This window comes from Streptomyces flavotricini (assembly GCF_020639365.1).
Lineage (GTDB): Bacteria > Actinomycetota > Actinomycetes > Streptomycetales > Streptomycetaceae > Streptomyces > Streptomyces flavotricini.
Genome location: NZ_JAINUL010000001.1, coordinates 8,501,484 through 8,518,229 on the forward strand (window position 1 = coordinate 8,501,484; position 16,746 = coordinate 8,518,229).

The window sequence follows — 16,746 nt, forward strand, 5'->3', positions numbered from 1 at the left end:
GTTCACGCGTCCGCGAAACGGCTGAGCGGCCCGGCCCGGCGTCCTTCTCGGACGTCGGGCCGGGCCGCTTCCGCATGTCTGCCGGAGAGGCCGGCCGGGGCCGTCCTCGAAGCGGGGCGGGACCGTCAGGCGTGCGGCACGACAGCTACGGGGCAGCGGGCGTGGTGCCAGAACGGCATGGGCGACCGACCGCCCGGCGGTGTGCGGTCGTGTGGGGCCTACAGGACCCGCAGCAGGGACCTGTGGCCCCTCGGCGGGCGGGTCTTGGGCAGGCCACTGTGGAGATGCAAGGCCCTTCCCCGTTCTCCCGAGGAGCCGTTCATGTCCCGCACCGTCACCGTCGGCTTCGACGGATCCCGTGAAAGCCTCGCTGCCGTGGACTGGGCGGCCAGGGAGGCAGTGTGCCGCGCGGTGCCGCTGCGGCTTCTCCAGGTCTGGAGCAAGGACGACGGCCGGCGTGCGCGCCTGGTGGCCCCGGCGACCGCCCGGGGGTGGGGTGAGCGGGCGCTCGGTACGGCGGAGAGGCGACTGCGCCGGCGCCACCCGGGTCTGCTGACCGAGACGCAGTGGGTCTGTGGTGACCCGGTGGAGGAGCTGTGTGCCGCCGCGGACGAGGCGGAGCTCCTGGTGCTCGGCTCCCGTGGCCTCGGGTTGGCCGGCTTCCTCGCCGGGTCCGTGTCGCTGGCCGTGCTCGCCCGCACCAGGCGCCCGGTCGTCCTGGTCCGCCCGCACAACGGCCCGACTGCGGGGGAGGACGGGCCGGTCGGAGAGGTCGTGGTCGGCCTGGACGTGTCCGCACCCGGCGACGAGGTGCTCGCCTTCGGCTTCGCGGCGGCCGACCGGTACGGCTGCGGTCTGCGCGTCCTGCACACGTGGGCCCTTCCGGCACTCTACGGAGCCGACATGGGCGCCGCCCTGCAACTGGTGTGGGCGGAGGTCGCGCAGGACGCGCGCCGGGCGCTCGACGAGGCGCTGGCCCCGTGGACGGAGAAGTACCCCGGTGTGTCCGTCGTCCGTGAATGCCACGAGGGCCGGCCGGCGCAGGACCTCGCGGAAGCCTCGCGAGGGGCCCGGCTGGTCGTGGTGGGGCGCCGGAACCGGCGTGCGCGGATCGGCACACACATCGGGGCCGTCACCCACGCCGTCATCCACCACTCCCTGGCTCCCGTCACGGTCGTGCCGCACGACTGACCGACCGAACCGGCCGCTACCGTGCGGCATGCCGCCCCGCTTCCCGGGACCCGACATCCACCGAAGAGACAGGCGTGCAGCCATGACCACCTATGTGTACGACTTCTCCGAGGGCGGCCGGGACATGGCCGGTCTCCTGGGAGGCAAGGGAGCGAACCTCGCGGAGATGGCGCGCATGGGCCTGCCCGTGCCGCCCGGCTTCACCGTCACCACCGAAGCCTGCCGGATCTTCCTCGCCACGGGGCAGGCTCCGGAGGGCCTCGACCGGCAGATCGGCGAGCATCTCGCGACGCTGGAACGAGCCGCCGGGAAGCGGCTCGGCCAGGTGGACGACCCGCTCCTGCTCTCCGTCCGCTCGGGGGCGAGGTTCTCGATGCCGGGCATGATGGAGACCATCCTCGACATCGGGTTGAACGATCTCTCCGTCCTGGGCCTGGCCAAGACCCCCGAGCGCGAACGCTTCGCCTGGGACTCCTACCGGCGCCTCGTGCAGATGTTCGGCAGTACGGTCATGGGCGTCGACGGCTCCCACTTCGAGGCGGCGATCGTCGCCGTCAAGCAGCAACACAGCCGGGGCGACGACACGCAGTTGGACACCTGCGACCTCATCCGGATCGTCGAAACCTTCAAGGACCTGATCCACGAGCGGACCGGGGAGGAATTCCCGCAGGATCCGGCCGAGCAACTCCGGCGGGCGGTCCTCGCCGTCTTCACCTCTTGGAACGGTGAGCGCGCACGTCTGTACCGCCGGCGCGAGCACATCCCTGACGATCTGGGCACCGCGGTCAACATCCAGACCATGGTCTTCGGCAATCTCGGTCCGGACTCAGGCAGCGGCGTCGCCTTCACCCGGGATCCGGCAACCGGCCGACCGGGCGTCTACGGCGACTACCTGCCCAACGCCCAGGGGGAGGACGTCGTCGCCGGCATCCGCAACACCGTGCCCCTCCAGGACCTGGCCGGTCTCGACCCTGCGTCGTTCGCGCGACTGCGCGGCTACATGGACCGGTTGGAGGCCCACTACCGCGATCTGTGCGACATCGAGTTCACCATCGAGCGCGGCACGCTGTGGATGCTCCAGACCCGCGTCGGCAAGCGCACGGCCCAGGCCGCCTTCGCCATCGCCTCCCAGCTCGCCGACGAAGGACTGATCAGCGAGCGGGAGGCGCTGGGCCGGGTCGGCGGCGAGGCGCTGGCACGGCTGATGTTCCCCCGCTTCGCCACCACGGACTCGAGCGAGGTCATCGCGCGGGGCGTGCCCGCCTCACCGGGAGCGGCCGTGGGCGCCGTCGTGTTCGACTCCGCGGAAGCGGTCCGCAGGGCGGCCGCCGGCGAGAAGGTCGTTCTCGTACGTCAGGAGACGACGCCCGACGACCTGCCGGGCATGGTCGCCGCCCAGGCGGTGCTCACCAGCCGGGGCGGGAAGACCAGCCACGCCGCGGTCGTCGCGCGCGGCATGGGCACGGTGTGCGTGTGCGGGGCGGAGGGCATCGTCGTGGACACCCGGCAGCGGCGCTTCAGCGCCGGTGGCGTGACGGTCCCCGAAGGCACGGTCGTCTCCGTCGACGGGTCGGAAGGCGTGGTGCGCCTCGGCTCCGTATCCCTGGTCGACTCCGACGTCATGCGGTACTTCGAGGAGGGCGGCGTGCTGCCGGCCGACGGCGCGGCCCGCCAGCCGGTGCGTGATGTGCACCGGCTCATGCGGCAGGCGGACGCCGTGCGGGGCCTGGAGGTCCGGGCGAACGCGGACACCCCCGAGGACGCGGCCCGCGCCCGTCGCTTCGGTGCCCAGGGGATCGGCCTGTGCCGTACCGAGCACATGTTCCTCGGCGACCGGCGCCCCCTGGTCGAGGCGGTGATCCTCGCGCACGGCGACACCGAACGAGAGGCGGCCCTCGCGGCGCTGCTGCCGCTCCAGAGGCAGGACTTCACCGGCATCCTCGAAGCGATGGACGGCCTGCCGGTCACCGTCCGGCTGCTCGACCCGCCGCTACACGAGTTCCTGCCGGACCGCACGGAACTCGCCGTCCGTCTCGCGCGCGGCGAAGCGCTCGGCACACCGGCCGATCCACACGACACCGAACTCCTGGCAGCCGTCACGCGCATGCACGAGGAGAACCCGATGCTCGGCCTGCGCGGCGTGCGCTTGGGGCTGGTGGTGCCGGGGCTGGTGGCCATGCAGGTACGGGCCCTCGCCGAGGCCGTCGTCGCACGGAAACGTGCGGGCGGTGACCCTCGGGCGGAGATCATGGTCCCGCTGGTGGACGCGGTCGAGGAGCTCCATCTCGTACGGGAGGAAGTGGACCGGGTCCTGGCACAGGTTTCGCAAGAGACCGGCATCGACGTCACCTGCCCGGTCGGAACCATGATCGAACTACCCAGGGCGGCTCTCACCGCCGGCCGGATTGCGAAGGAGGCGGCGTTCTTCTCCTTCGGCACGAACGACCTGACACAGACAACCTGGGGATTCTCCCGCGACGACGTCGAAGTCGCGTTCTTCTCCGCGTACCTCGACAAGGGCGTCTTCCCCGTCTCCCCGTTTGAGACGATCGACCGTGAAGGCGTCGGCCGGCTGGTGCGGATCGCGGTCGAGGAGGGCCGGGCAGCTCGCCCGGACCTGAAGATCGGCGTGTGCGGAGAGCATGGAGGGGACCCCGCTTCGGCCCACTTCTTCCACGGGGCCGGCCTGGACTACGTCTCCTGCTCGCCCTTCCGCGTCCCGATCGCCCGCCTTGAGGCCGGCCGGGCAGCCCTGGAAGCGAACGGCACCGACGCGAGCGCACAGCCCCCGCACCGTGCTGCCCGGGGGCGCGGAGAGCCACGTCGTCATGGACCCGTACCCGCCGCGGCTGCCGGGTAGGGCTCGTGACGCTCTGCGGGAGGGCCCATGGTCCCTCGCCTGGACGGGACCACAGGCCCTCCCCACCCCGCTCACCGGGGCCGGTCAGCGGGATCCGCCTTGCCTCTTCGACCCTGGCCGGCGACACAGTCGGCGGGAACCATCAGCAGTGAGAAGGGGCGATCGCCCACCTCGCCTCCGTCCCGTCCCAGGAGTTGACGACATGACCGCGACCGTCCAGCACCCTGCCGACCCCAGCCCCCTCGTCACCCGGTCGTGGCGTGGTTTCACCGGCGAGGAGTGGCAGCGACACATCGACGTCCGTTGCTTCATCCAGGCCAACTACACGCCCTACGAGGGCGATGCCGCATTCCTCGCCGGTCCCACGGAGCGCACCCACACCGTGTGGAAGACCGTCACCGCGCTCTTCCCGGAGGAGCGCCGCAAGGGTGTGCTCGACGTGGACACCGCCATGCCGTCGACCATCACCTCCCACGCGCCCGGCTACATCGACCGCGACCTGGAACTGATCGTCGGATTGCAGACCGATGCTCCGCTGAAGCGGGCGATCATGCCCAACGGCGGGCTGCGGATGGTGGACAACGCGCTGCGCGCGTACGGCTTCGAACCGGATCCGTTCGTCACCAAGGTCTTCGGCACGTACCGCAAGACCCACAACGACGGTGTCTTCGACGCCTACACCCCCGAAATGCTGGGCGCCCGCAGGGCCGGCATCATCACCGGCCTGCCAGACGCCTACGGGCGAGGCCGCATCATCGGCGACTACCGCCGCGTCGCGCTGTACGGAACCGCCCGGCTGATCGAGGCCAAGCGAGCCGAGCGGACCCGGCTGGACGAGACACCGTCCACGGCCGACGTGATCCGCGACCGCGAGGAACTGGCCGAGCAGATCAGGGCACTGGGCGAGCTGGAACGGATGGCCGTCTCCTACGGCTGCGACGTGTCCCGTCCCGCAGCCACCGCGCACGAGGCCATCCAATGGCTCTACTTCGGCTTCCTCGCCGCCGTGAAGGAGCAGAACGGCGCGGCGATGTCCCTGGGCCGCACCTCCACCTTCCTGGACGTCTACCTTCAGCGTGACCTCGACGAAGGAAAGATCGACGAGAGCCGCGCCCAGGAACTCATCGACGACTTCGTGATCAAGCTGCGGATCGTGCGGTTCCTGCGCACACCGGAGTACGACGCGCTGTTCTCCGGCGACCCCACGTGGGTCACCGAGTCCATCGGCGGCATCGGAGAGGACGGCCGCTCCCTGGTCACCCGCACGTCTTTCCGCCTTCTCCAGACCCTGTACAACCTCGGCCCCGCCCCCGAGCCCAACCTGACCGTGCTGTGGTCCCCCCGACTGCCGGCGGGCTTCAAGCAGTTCTGCGCCCAGACATCCATCGACACCAGCTCCATCCAGTACGAGTCCGACGACCTCCTTCGCCCCCGCACCGGCGACGACACCGCGATCGCCTGCTGCGTCTCCGCGATGGCGGTGGGCAAGCAGATGCAATTCTTCGGTGCCCGTGTGAACCTGGCCAAGGCACTGCTGTACGCCATCAACGGCGGCCGCGATGAGATGAACGGCGAGCAGGTCGCCCCGGCGACGGCCCCGCTGACCGGCGAGCAGCTCGACTACGCCGATGTGGCCGACGCGTACGACCGCACGCTGGACTGGCTCGCCGCGACCTACGTCAACGCGCTCAACGTGATCCACTACATGCACGACAAGTACGCCTACGAGCGCATCGAGATGGCCCTGCACGACCACCCGGTGCATCGGACGATGGCCTGCGGCATCGCTGGGCTGTCCGTGGCGGCCGACAGCCTCTCGGCCATCAAACACGCCCGTGTCAGCGTCATTCGGGATGCCACCGGGCTCGCCGTCGACTACCACGTTGCAGGCGACTACCCGACCTACGGCAACGACGACGACCGCGCCGACCGCATCGCGGTCGACCTGGTCCGCTCCTTCATGGCCAAGGTGCGCCGCCACCCGGCCTACCGAGGTGCCGAGCACACGCAGTCGGTGCTCACCATCACCTCCAACGTCGTCTACGGCAAGCACACCGGCAACACCCCCGACGGCCGCCGTGCGGGTACACCGTTCGCCCCGGGCGCAAACCCGATGAACGGACGTGACCGACACGGGATGGCGGCATCGGCACTGTCGGTCGCGAAGATCCCGTATGACCTGGCCCGCGACGGCATCTCCCTGACGTCCACCATCACCCCGGAGGGCCTGGGGCACGATCCGGCCGAACGAGCGGGGCACCTCGTCGGGATCCTCGACGCCTACACCGCCGCAGGCGGTTTCCACATGAACGCCAATGTCCTCGACCGAGCCACGCTCGAGGACGCCATGGAACACCCGGACAACTACCCCGACCTGACCATCCGCGTCTCCGGCTACGCCGTCAACTTCGTCCGCCTCACGCGCGAACAGCAACTCGACGTCATCAACCGCACCTTCCACGGTGCGCGATGACCACGGGCCGCATCCACTCCTGGGACCTGTCCACCGGCGTGGACGGGCCCGGCACCCGGTTCGTTCTCTTCCTCAGTGGCTGTCAGCTGCGCTGCCTGTACTGCGCCAACCCCGACACCTGGCACATGCGCGACGGGATGCCGGTCACCGTGGACGAAGTGGTGGGGCGCATTGAGCGGTACAGGCAGTTCACCACCCTGGCCGGTGGAGGCGTGACGCTGACCGGAGGCGAGCCTCTGCTCCAGTCCGCCTTCACCGCCGAGGTGTTCCGACGCTGCAAGGAGCTCGGCCTGCACACCGCACTGGACACCTCCGGCGCCCTCGGCACTCGCGCCGAGGACGCGCTCCTGGCCGATACCGACCTGGTCCTGCTCGACATCAAGTCCTTCGACGCCGGCGTCTACATGCACCTGACCGGCGGCCGCCTTGCCCCCACCCTCAACTTCGCCACCCGGCTGAACCGCCTCGGCGTCCCGACCTGGATCCGCTACGTCCTGGTCCCCGGCTGGACCGACGATCCGGCTGCCATCGATGGTCTGGGCCGCTTCCTCGCGGAACTGGACAACGTCGATCGCGTCGACGTCCTGCCTTTCCACAAACTCGGTACCCATAAGTACGACTCGCTCGGCATCCCCTTCCCGCTCCGCGACAATCCGGTTCCGGACGCCGCACTGGTCGAGCGCGTTCGCGACCAGTTCCGGTCACACGGCTTGCGGGCACGGTGAACCAGCCGAATCCGCGTCACACGACACAGCGTCGGCCTGTCCGCGGGCGGGCTCCTGTTCCGCCTTGGGACGCATCACAACCAGCGTTGTACGGTTCCGGCCCAGCACATTCCGGCGCCGACAGCGGCGTGCAGAACGGTGCTCTCCGGGTGGAGGCGGCCTTGCTCCCGTGCCACGTGGAACATGGGGATCGAGGTCGCGCCCGTGTGCCGAACACATTGGCAGTGACGACGAGTTGTGAGGCGGAGATGCCCAGTTCAAGACTCAGGGCACGCAGCATACGGGGGTTTGCCTGAGGCGGAATGACAAGGTCGATCTTGTTCAGGGGCAGACCGGACAGTTGGATGAGTTCTTCGACGATCCTCGGGAAGACATCGTGGAAGTAGGCCGGGACCTTCTTCCCGTTCATGTCAAGGTAGTGCCCGCCTTCAGCCACGGTGTGTCCGGTTGTCGGCCGTGCGCTGCCGCCGGTACGGATCCCCACGATGTCGGCCAGCGCGCCATCAGTCCCCTGCGCGCTGCACAGGATCCCCCTTCCTGCAGCCGCCCGGCCTACCACCACTGCACCGGCACCGTCTGCGAACAGCACGCCCGTGGACCGGTCGGCGGGATTCTGGAACTTGGAAAACGTCTCGGGCCGGGCTCCGCGTACTGCCGCTGCTGGACACCGGTCATGCGCTCGATCCACTCCGGGTCCACACCGTACTGGTCGGCGATGTCCGCATTGCTGACTCGGCGCTCCGGGATGTGCACACCCAGGCCCTGGATTCCGATGGGGATGGACGGCGCCTGGCCGCTCACGTGCGGACCTCCTTGGCGTTCACCTCCTGCACCACGTGCGCACAGTGGGACACGGTCACGTCCTGCTCGGCCAGGAGCGAGTCGTCGATGGGTCTGCCGAATTCCTCCTCGGCTCGCACCGCGATCTCCAGTACCTGAAGCGAGTCGAGGTCGAGATCTTCGACAAGCCGGGATTCCGGGGAAATCTCATCGACCGGGCAATCGGCGATGACGGGCAGGCCCAGGGCGCGGCGCGGCCCGAGTCGTCATCGAACGGGTGACTTATGGATGTCCGTTCTCCACGTCCGGACGGGTGACCGCCGAGGCTTCCGGCGATCGGTCCCGCCAAGGATGGGCCGCGACCGCATTGACGTACCCCGCTACCCGGAGGAGCTCTCATGCCCGACACCGCCATCCCGGTACTGACCCGCCAGATGCACTACATGTTCGCGCTGCTCGACGCCGATCGAGACGGCCTTCTCGGGGCGGGTGACCTGACCGCTGTCGCCGACAGGTTGGCCGAGGTGTTCCCTGGCCGGCCGGAGCGGATCCACACGTGACGTCCTGCACCGGCTGTGGGAAGACCACCTGGCGCACGTCGATCTCGGGGGCGGCCGCCTTGATCTCAAGGCCTTCGAGCAGGGGATCCGACGGTCGGTGGCCGCCAGTCCTGTCACCCTGCTGGAGACCCCGCACGCGGGGGCTTCGGCTTGGCTCGCCCTCACTGACGTGGACGACGACGGACTGATCGGGCTGGACGCGTACCTGCCGCTCAGTCAGGCGATTGGCGGGGTGCCCGCGCAGCAGATGAAGGAGGCGTTCCACCGCCTGCATCGTGACGGGGACGGGACACTGGATCCGGTCGAAATTGCCGCCGCCGTGGTGGAGTTCTTCACCAGCGACGACCCGAATACCCCGGGCAACTAGCTCTACGGACCGCTCTGACTGGCTCCCGCACCCCCACCCTCGATCCTGAACAACCGAGACCGCCTCCCAACGGGCTCACCGAGAAAAATGGGCGGGGACCTTCGGCCCCGACGAGGTACCTAGGGCCCCTCTTCTGTCCGGCGCTGGGGTGTCAGCGTGGAGCTGTCCCCACAGCGGTCGGCCAGGAGGAGCTATGGAAAGCAACAGCAGAGGTCCGGACCTCGGATCCGTCATCGTCGGTGTCGATGGGTCCGAGCCTGCCCGGTGGGCGGCGCTCTGGGCGTCGGACGAGGCTGCGCGGCGCCGTCGCCCCCTCCACATCGTGTACGGGTCCGATGTCGACGGCCGGGTCCTCGAGCTTTCGGACGACGACATGGAGAGGGTCCGTGTCGCAGGGCGTGAACTGCTGGACGTTACGGCCGAGGCCGTCCGGGCTCGGCATCCCGCGCTCTCGGTCACGACGGAGTTCAGCCGTAGCGGGCCTGCGATGAGCCTGCGCCGGGCCGCGAGCGACCGCGGCACCCTCGTCGTGGGCAACCGGGGGCCGGGCGGATTCAGCTCCTTGACCCTGGGCTCGGTCAGCCTCAAGGTCGCGGCGGACGCTCGAACACCCGTGATCGTCGTGCGGGGGAGCGAGGACGAGGCCGCGCACGGTGTCGTGCTGGCCGCCGCGCGCGACGAGCGCGATCTCGATTGCGTCCGTCACGCCGCGCGCGAAGCAGAGCTGCGCAAAGCCTCGCTGCGGCTGCTGTACGTACAGGGCGTCCTGCAGTCCGTCGGCTCTGCGGCCGGAGCAGTCGATGGCCGGAACAGGGCCGGCGGCCTCCACGGGCAGAGCCTGAAGGCCGTAGCCGAGCAGATCCGGGCCGAGTGCCCCTCACTGACGGTCCAGGCGGACGCGGAGAGGAGCGTGTCCGTCGCCGGGGTGCTGGTGGAGGCCTCCCGCCATGCCGATCTGCTGGTCATGGGTGGGCGCCGTTCGCCCGGCCACCTCGGGCGCACCCTGGGGCGCGTGACGCACAGCCTGCTGCACCATGCGCACTGCCCCGTCGAACTGATCCCGCGGCACGCCGACGAGCACAGGAGCGAGGCGTCATGACGACCACCGAGATGGCCACCACCGAAGCCGGCGAGATTCTCGTCCGCATCGACCCGGCGGAGAACTGGTACGCGAGCTTGGCCCGGGCAGCAGCCGAGGCCGAGAAGCGCGGGATGGGGCTTCGCCTCGTCCTCACCACAGCCCCTCAACAAGATCAGCCCCCTGCCGCCGAGAGCCGAAGTGCCATTACCGGCCAGTGCCCCTCAGAGGCGGAACGGTGGGGCGAGGAAGACGTCCGCCGTGAAGAACGAGACACAGGCGGAACGCAGTAGCGCCAGGCACACGCCGAGCCCGGCCGGTGGTCATCACCCGGCTGGGCTCGGCGCGCATGGATTGCTCCCAGCTCTGTGGTCAGCGGCGGACGGTCAGGGCAACCCGGCACACGTGATCGCTTCAAGCGTGCGGTACGACCGCGACCGGGGCTGTGGCGTGGTGGAGGACGGCGTGGACGACCGGGCCGAGATGGGTGCCGATGGCGGAGCGGCGTATCCACCGGCCGACGACGATCAGTGAGGCGTCTGCCGAGGCTTCGACGAGCTGGTTGGCGGGTTGCCCCACCGAGCAGTCCACTTCGACATGGACCTCGGGGTACTTGTCGCGCCAGGGCCGCAGTTCGTCGGCGAGCGCCGTCGCCGTGGAGGTCGCCATGCCGTCCCGTACCTCGGGCGCGAGCAGCGCCGGGTCGAACGCGAAGGCGGGCGGCATGCTCCAGCGGTGGATCACGCGCAGTGAGGCCCGGCGTACGGCCGCCGCGTCGAAGGCGTGGTCGAGGAGCTCGGCAGACGGGTGGGAGAGGTCCAGCCCGAGCACGACAGGCCGGTCGGTGTCCTTCCGTGGTGCGTCACCATCAGATACGGGCAGGCAGTCGGCGTCCAGCCAGGCGCCCGGCCGCACGACCACGACCGGGCACTTGGCGTGGGCGAGCACGGCCTGGGAGACGGATCCGACGAGGAATCCGGTCATCGCCCCAAGCCCGCGTGAGCCGAGTACCAGTACCTCGGCCTCCTGCGCGGCAGCGACCAGGACGGTCACCGGCCGCCCGTCCACCTGCTCAGTGGTGATCTCCAGGCCGGGGTGCCGCTCGGTCAACTGCAGCGCGACCTTCCGGGGGATGCGCGCACCCCAGTACTGGGGTGACGGGGTGGCCTCGGTCTGCGACGCGTATCCGTAGGACGGGATCCACTCCTCCATGGCGTGCAACAGCTTGAGGGGGAGCCGGCGCCGCCGGGCCTCCCGGGCGGCCCACTCGGCGGCGGCAAGAGATGCAGGGGATCCGTCGATTCCCGCAATGACCGTACGTGACATGGTGTTTCCTCCGGAGCCTAGGGGGCGAATACCGTCGTCGGCGGTGTGCGTCCCACCCTTCCCTTCCGTACCTGGGGGAGCGATGGTCCAGGAGACCCGGGGAACGGGCCGAACGTCCCTCGTCGCCCGGCCGGACAGTGGCTGGCCGGATACGGACGTGCGCGGTGCTCACACCGGTCACCGAGCACCTGGCACGCGAAGCGGCCCGCGTCCCTCACAGCGGGAACGCGGGCAACGGCGATGCGGAGCGCTGGGAATGGTCAGCCGTGGGGGATGACGGCCAGCGGCGTCCGGCAGTGGTGCAGGACCGCACGCGTCACACCTCCGCTGTGGGGACCGAGCCGGGATTCCCGGTTGCGGCGGCCCATGACGAGGAGGCTGGCCGTGTGGGAAGCCTCCACCAGCCGTCGCGCCGGGTGGCCGGGGCGGATCTCCCCGGTGACACGCAGGCCGGGGTACGCGTGCCGCCACTGTTCGATCACCTGGGTCAGGTCTCGCGCGGTCCTCGCGTCCGCAGCTCCGGGCGCCATGGCCGAAGCGGCCGGCGCCGCATCGCTGCCGGGCCCGCGCTGGGCATGCGGGCTGTGCAGGACACGCAGCGGTACACCGAGCCGGTGGGCCCGGGAGAAGGCGTGGTCCAGAACTTCGTCGCACGGGTGCGAGAGGTCCAGGCCGAGGACGATGCCGTCGTTCGGGATCGGAGCGCGGCCCGGAACCAGGACGACAGGATGCCGGGTACGGGCGACCACGGACAGGGCCACCGAACCGGACACGAAACCGGCGACCCCGCCCAGACCGCGGGAACCGAGCACCAACAGCTCGGACTCCTCGGCGGCCCCGCACAGAACGGTGGCCGGCTCTCCGCACAGCTCCTGCGCGACCACATCCAGGCCCGGATGCGTGCGCCGTATCCGCTCGGCCGTGGAGCGCGGGTCCGCGTCGCACGGCTCCTGCCTGGGGCGAGAGCCGATGAGCGGTGAATGGACGTCCGGTTCCAGGTCCCACACGTGCAGGAGGCGAAGGGCGAGACCGCATCGGCGCGCTTCGTCCGCGGCCCAGGCGACGGAGGCCAGGCTTTCGCGAGATCCGTCGAGACCAACGGTGATCGCCCGGGATCGCCGGACCCCGAGATCGGGTGGCGAGGTTACTACGGGGTGGAACACGGAAGGACCTCCGGGGCTGGGACGGCAAGTCGTGCTGTTGCAAGAGGTGAGCCGCAGCTCAGGCGAAGACGACCTTGAGGGCCCGCAGCGCCGTCAACGGGTCGGACAGCGCGTGGTAGACGGCCGGAACCTCCTTGTCGACGCCCAGCAGTTCGTACACCGCGTGCATCGCCCCGCGGACGGAGTACTCGACGGTGAACACCACGTCTTCGGGGATCTCGGTGAACTGGCCGAGGAAGGCGAAGTTGGCCGACCCGGAGGGAACCACCAACGGCCGGTCGTGGATGTCACGGCGCTCGAACTGGCTGGTGATGTAGGGCATCATCACGGTCGTGACGGTAGTGGTGGCGCACACCTCGTCGGCAATGTCGTCGAAGCCGAGGTGCCCGAGCAGTTCGATGAGGATCTCCTGTCCCGTGGCCTCCGACATCTTCTTGCCGGTCAACTCGCCCGGCTCGTCCACGAACAGCCCGTACCCCCAAAGGGTGAAGACGTCCTCTGGCTGGCCGGCGAAGTGCGGCTGGTGGGGCACGACCACCGACATCAACCACCGGGAGTCTTTGAACGTCATCAGCGCCCCGGTGCCGGGGGCATTGCCGGAGAACTCCTCGATCCGCTTGAGCAGCGCCGGACTGCGCATCGTCAGGGTGAACGACTCCCACTTGGCCTCGTCGACGTTGCCGTTGAAGGCTCCGGGCCGACCGAAGTCCGGGGCCTTGCGGGCCAGCGTCTCCCACAGGTTCCAGGCCCCGTCGCGCTTGTCGTGGACCAGCTCGGGGACGGTGTCGTCGCCTCCGTAGCGGGCGTCCGCGGTCATGGAGCCAATGGTGATGAACGCGTAGTCCCGCGGCCCGATTCCGTACGATCCCGCTGTGCCGTCCCGCTCGAAGAGAATGCGCTCGGCCCGGCGCTCGCCGGCCTCGCCGACGGCGAACTCCACGTCGGTGACCCGGGTTCCCTGCTCGATACGGACCCCCTGCCGCTCCAGCCACGCCTGTACCGGCAGAACGATCGAGTCGTACTGGTTCAGCCGCGTGCGCCGAACTCCGGCGAGGGTGTGGATACGCGGGAGTTCCTGGAGGAAGCGCAGGAAGTAGCGCTTGAGCTCGATGGCGCTGTGCCAGTTCTGGAAGGCGAAGGTGGTGCTCCACATCGCCCAGAAGTTGGTGGTGAAGAAGTGCTCGGAGAAGAAGTCCTCGATCCGGCGCGCGCCGATGACGGACTCGGGCAAGGCGAGCAGGCGGGCCATCTCCACCCGGTCGGCAGTGGTGAAGCCCAGCTCGGAGGCGTCGAGGATTCGGCCGGAGGCGTCGATGAGCCGGGCGTTGGCGTGGGTGAGCCAGCGGGCGTTGAACTCCTCGGTCTCCTGTAGGACGGACACGGTGTCGTTGCCGAGCGTGGGGATTGCCGCCAAGAGGTTCCACAGGCAGACGTAGGCTTCGTCCTCCAGCATCCGGCCACCCCGGGCGACGTAGCCGGTGCCCGGTGCGCCACTGCCGTCGAGTGCGCCACCGGTCTGCGGCAGTTCCTCCAGGATGTGGATGTTCTCGCCGGGCATCCCCGCGTCCCGTACGAGGAAGACCGCCGCGGCCAGCGAGGCGATTCCTCCGCCGACCAGATAGGCGTGGGAGCTCTGGGTTTCGTTCGTCATGGCCATGCCCTTCCAAGGGCGAGGTGCCTCCCCGCCACTCCGTCCAGTCAACTCCCTGCCAGCACGGCCCACAGGAGCCGAGGGGCCTGGTCACCAGGTCCGTTGGTCCCTTCGGTGCTGCTGGTGGAGATCCCGTATCCAGGGGACGTACATGTGCCCGCCTTTGATGCGTGGCGTGTCGGCAGCCGGCCCTCACCCGGGCAGCTCCGGCCAGCCGGCTCCCGAGAGCACTGCGGCCCAGGGCGGGACGATCACAGGCCAGTCGGCCTTCCGGTACTGCTGCCCTGACGGTCCAGGCTCGTGGCGGCAGCGAGAGCGATGAGGCCGACGGCCATCATGATCAGTCCGACGAGCGGCCGGTCGGCGGTGCGCCATTGCCAGTCCACAGCGAACGTGAGGATGGCGCCGAGACCGATCGATGTGATGGCGCCGATGGCAAGGAGACCGGCCATGGCACTCACCTCCCTTGTCCGTCGTCCACGAGACTCCTTGCCCCGTGCAGACCTCACTGTTCCGAAGGGTGCAGCGGGCTCCCAGGGGCCTGTCGGCCCCTCTCTTGGCCAACAGGGCCCTCACAGCGGCGAGAGCTAACCTTCCGGCCCCCGGCGTTGATCGACGGTGAACCGCGCGGCTCTGAGGGACCATTGGCGGCGCGGCGTAGGCCGTTCGCCCTCATGGCCCGCGCCCTCCGCGCGGGGACATTGGCCATGGGGCACGCACAGGGCCTGCCCATGAGGAAAGGTTCCTACGACATGGCTCTCCACCAGCACCAGAACCAGCACCGTCAGCCGGGAATGCGCTTCGCCGGGTGGCGCAAGGCCACCTCGGCCACAGCGCCCAATACCGCGGCTGATGAACTCACCACGCCTCTGACCGTCGCGCGGGTCGCGGCAGCGACCCGGCTGCTGACCGCGTTCACGTTCCTCTGGGCTTTCGGTGATAAGACGTTCGGCTGGGGATACGCGACCCCGGCGGGTAAGGGATGGATCGATGGCGGGTCTCCGACCACGGGCTTCCTGAGCCACGTCTCTGCCGGGCCGCTGGAGGAGACGTTCCATTCCTGGGCCGGGGCGGCCTGGGCCGACTGGACCTTCATGCTGGGACTGCTCGGCATCGGTATCGCCCTGGCGAGCGGGGTCGCCCTACGCGTCGCGGCTGCTGCGGGCAGCACGATGATGGCGCTCATGTGGGCCGCCGAGTGGCCCCCTGCCAGGCACCTCTCGGACGGCAGTCTCAGCATGTCCACGAATCCGTTGGTGGACTATCACGTCGTCTACGCGGCAGTCCTCGTGGCGCTCGCGGCGATCGGAGCCGGACGCACCTGGGGCCTGGGCAGCCTCTGGCAGAGCCTGACCCTCGTCCGCGGCAAGCGCTGGCTCGTTTGACGGCGCCGGAGGACGATCCGGGGCCGCCGCGGCAGTGGTGGCCCCGGACCGCCTGTACCGAGTCGCACGGCACCGCCGGTGCTGCCCGGAGCCTCGTCGCGGCCGACCTGTCTGCCTGGCGCACTCCGCCTGGCCTACCGTTTAACCCACTGATGCATCCGTCATCTTCCGGGAACGGTCGCGCGTGTCGTTGGTTGGTCGCCAACCTGTTCTCGATGGACCCCATGCGAAGCGCTTGACCTGTGAAGGCATCATGCGGCCAAGCCGGCGTCGAGGATCTTGGCGGCCTTGCCGATGGAGCCGGGCATGAGGTGGCGGTAGATCTTGAACGTGATGTCGAGGCTCTTGTGGCCCATCCATTCGGCTACGTCGGTGATGGGGATGCCGTTGGTGAGGCAGTTCGAGGCGAAGAAGTGGCGGAGGCTGTAGATCACCATGCCGTCGGGGACCTCGACTTCGCCGGCGCGCTTGATGCGCTGCCACGGGTTCTGGAGGTAGTAAGCCAGAAACGGCCTCGTAGGGTCCATGGGGTGGCGCAGGAGGTAGCCGTCGACCGTGCCGTGCTTGTCGGCGTACCACTCGATGGTTTCCCGGATGCGAGCCGGGGAGGGGGACGTCGCGGTAGTCGGTGGGCTTGCGGTGCTTGAGGCGGCCGTACGCCTTGGTGGTCTGGTTGACCAGCTCCGTGATGCGGTAGACGTCGCTGGCCACGAGGTTGTTGAGGTTGATGGCGAAGGCTTCGCCGTTGCGCATGCCGCAGCCGCTCATCAGGTCGGCGATCAGGAGGAACCGGCCGTCGCCGGCGGTGCGTATGTCGCGGAGCGGGGAGGGGATCACCGCCCGTTCCGGGTCGTACTGCGGAGGCCTCACGCCCAGGACGGGGTTCTCGGTGTAGATGCCGAGGCGGTAGGCATCGAGCAGGACCGACTTCACCTTGTCGAAGGTGTTGGACTGGGTGGCCAGGCCGGCGCCGTTGCGTTCCATGGTGCGGATGAAGCCATCCACGACCTTGTGGTCGATTGCGGGCAGGGCGGGTATCCCCTCGGCCAACGCCCGCCGCGCCTGATCGGGGGTGATGGCCGTGCAGCGCTTTCGGCTGTCCCAGCAGCCCCCGGCGTGGACACGGCCCGGCAGCCGGCCCGCCCCAATGCCGCGCTCGATCAGCCACGCGGGCGGCTCGGCCGGCG

Annotated in this window: 17 protein-coding genes and 1 pseudogene; 9 read left to right on the top strand and 9 right to left on the bottom strand. The window is 69.5% G+C overall.

Annotated features, from left to right (window positions below):
* Nucleotides 1-321 precede the first annotated feature (321 nt).
* The 4 genes from K7B10_RS39075 (at nt 322) to pflA (ending at nt 7,249) form a co-directional block, all read left to right on the top strand.
* Nucleotides 322-1,191, top strand: coding sequence for a universal stress protein (locus K7B10_RS39075; RefSeq protein ID WP_229344371.1), 870 nt, complete (start codon nt 322-324; stop codon nt 1,189-1,191).
* A gap of 82 nt (nt 1,192-1,273) precedes the next feature.
* A complete protein-coding gene (gene ppdK / locus K7B10_RS39080) occupies nt 1,274-4,051 on the top strand; it encodes a pyruvate, phosphate dikinase (RefSeq protein ID WP_229344372.1) in 2,778 nt (925 codons plus the stop codon).
* Nucleotides 4,052-4,253: 202 nt separating this feature from the next.
* Nucleotides 4,254-6,524 carry a formate C-acetyltransferase gene (gene pflB, locus K7B10_RS39085; protein ID WP_229344374.1) on the top strand — a complete coding sequence of 757 codons (2,271 nt, stop codon included), beginning with the start codon at nt 4,254-4,256 and terminating at the stop codon, nt 6,522-6,524.
* Nucleotides 6,521-7,249: a pyruvate formate-lyase-activating protein gene (gene pflA, locus K7B10_RS39090; protein ID WP_229344377.1), complete on the top strand. Its 729-nt coding sequence runs from the start codon at nt 6,521-6,523 to the stop codon at nt 7,247-7,249. Before pflB ends, pflA begins: the two co-directional genes overlap by 4 nt.
* Before the next feature lie 16 nt (nt 7,250-7,265).
* Here pflA and K7B10_RS41870 read toward each other — a convergent pair whose 3' ends face one another.
* The 3 genes from K7B10_RS41870 to K7B10_RS39100 are packed head-to-tail and all read right to left on the bottom strand — an operon-like array spanning nt 7,266 to nt 8,274.
* Nucleotides 7,266-7,838, bottom strand: a complete 573-nt coding sequence (locus K7B10_RS41870) for a hypothetical protein (protein WP_504967672.1) — start codon at nt 7,836-7,838, stop codon at nt 7,266-7,268.
* Nucleotides 7,802-8,050 (bottom strand): hypothetical protein, encoded by a 249-nt coding sequence (locus tag K7B10_RS41875; protein ID WP_229344379.1) that lies wholly within the window; start codon nt 8,048-8,050, stop codon nt 7,802-7,804. The genes K7B10_RS41870 and K7B10_RS41875 overlap by 37 nt, the downstream gene beginning before the upstream one ends.
* On the bottom strand, nt 8,047-8,274 hold the full coding sequence (locus tag K7B10_RS39100) for an acyl carrier protein (RefSeq protein ID WP_308284701.1): 228 nt from the start codon (nt 8,272-8,274) through the stop codon (nt 8,047-8,049). Before K7B10_RS39100 ends, K7B10_RS41875 begins: the two co-directional genes overlap by 4 nt.
* A 153-nt stretch (nt 8,275-8,427) precedes the next feature.
* On the opposite strand from K7B10_RS39100, the gene K7B10_RS39105 reads away from it, so the two are divergent.
* The 4 genes from K7B10_RS39105 to K7B10_RS39120 all read left to right on the top strand — a co-directional run bounded on the left by K7B10_RS39105 (nt 8,428) and on the right by K7B10_RS39120 (nt 10,327).
* Nucleotides 8,428-8,589: an EF-hand domain-containing protein gene (locus K7B10_RS39105; protein WP_229344381.1), complete on the top strand. Its 162-nt coding sequence runs from the start codon at nt 8,428-8,430 to the stop codon at nt 8,587-8,589.
* A gap of 169 nt (nt 8,590-8,758) precedes the next feature.
* The gene (locus K7B10_RS39110; protein WP_229344383.1) at nt 8,759-8,956 is read left to right on the top strand and encodes an EF-hand domain-containing protein; all 198 of its coding nucleotides are present in this window, start codon (nt 8,759-8,761) and stop codon (nt 8,954-8,956) included.
* 193 nt (nt 8,957-9,149) lie between these two features.
* A complete protein-coding gene (locus K7B10_RS39115; protein WP_229344385.1) occupies nt 9,150-10,055 on the top strand; it encodes a universal stress protein in 906 nt (301 codons plus the stop codon).
* A complete protein-coding gene (locus K7B10_RS39120; RefSeq protein WP_229344386.1) occupies nt 10,052-10,327 on the top strand; it encodes a hypothetical protein in 276 nt (91 codons plus the stop codon). The genes K7B10_RS39115 and K7B10_RS39120 overlap by 4 nt, the downstream gene beginning before the upstream one ends.
* Before the next feature lie 121 nt (nt 10,328-10,448).
* On the opposite strand, the gene K7B10_RS39125 is transcribed toward K7B10_RS39120, so the two are convergent.
* From K7B10_RS39125 to K7B10_RS39140, 4 genes are all read right to left on the bottom strand, one after another.
* The gene (locus K7B10_RS39125; RefSeq protein WP_229344388.1) at nt 10,449-11,360 is read right to left on the bottom strand and encodes a universal stress protein; all 912 of its coding nucleotides are present in this window, start codon (nt 11,358-11,360) and stop codon (nt 10,449-10,451) included.
* A gap of 260 nt (nt 11,361-11,620) precedes the next feature.
* Nucleotides 11,621-12,523 carry a universal stress protein gene (locus K7B10_RS39130; RefSeq protein WP_229344390.1) on the bottom strand — a complete coding sequence of 301 codons (903 nt, stop codon included), beginning with the start codon at nt 12,521-12,523 and terminating at the stop codon, nt 11,621-11,623.
* Nucleotides 12,524-12,581: 58 nt separating this feature from the next.
* Nucleotides 12,582-14,174 (bottom strand): oleate hydratase, encoded by a 1,593-nt coding sequence (locus K7B10_RS39135; RefSeq protein ID WP_229344392.1) that lies wholly within the window; start codon nt 14,172-14,174, stop codon nt 12,582-12,584.
* A gap of 251 nt (nt 14,175-14,425) precedes the next feature.
* Complete coding sequence (locus K7B10_RS39140) at nt 14,426-14,626, bottom strand: hypothetical protein (protein WP_229344394.1); 201 nt, start codon at nt 14,624-14,626, stop codon at nt 14,426-14,428.
* Nucleotides 14,627-14,926: 300 nt separating this feature from the next.
* Between K7B10_RS39140 and K7B10_RS39145 the strand changes: the two genes are divergently transcribed.
* Complete coding sequence (locus K7B10_RS39145) at nt 14,927-15,559, top strand: hypothetical protein (protein ID WP_229344396.1); 633 nt, start codon at nt 14,927-14,929, stop codon at nt 15,557-15,559.
* A 251-nt stretch (nt 15,560-15,810) separates the two neighbouring features.
* Here the strand turns inward: K7B10_RS39145 and K7B10_RS39150 are convergent, their stop codons facing one another.
* Nucleotides 15,811-16,086: a tyrosine-type recombinase/integrase gene (locus tag K7B10_RS39150; RefSeq protein WP_229344398.1), complete on the bottom strand. Its 276-nt coding sequence runs from the start codon at nt 16,084-16,086 to the stop codon at nt 15,811-15,813.
* Nucleotides 16,087-16,648: 562 nt separating this feature from the next.
* Nucleotides 16,649-16,723 (bottom strand): annotated as a pseudogene (locus K7B10_RS41440) (DUF6233 domain-containing protein); the annotation flags it as partial.
* Nucleotides 16,724-16,746: the final 23 nt, after the last annotated feature.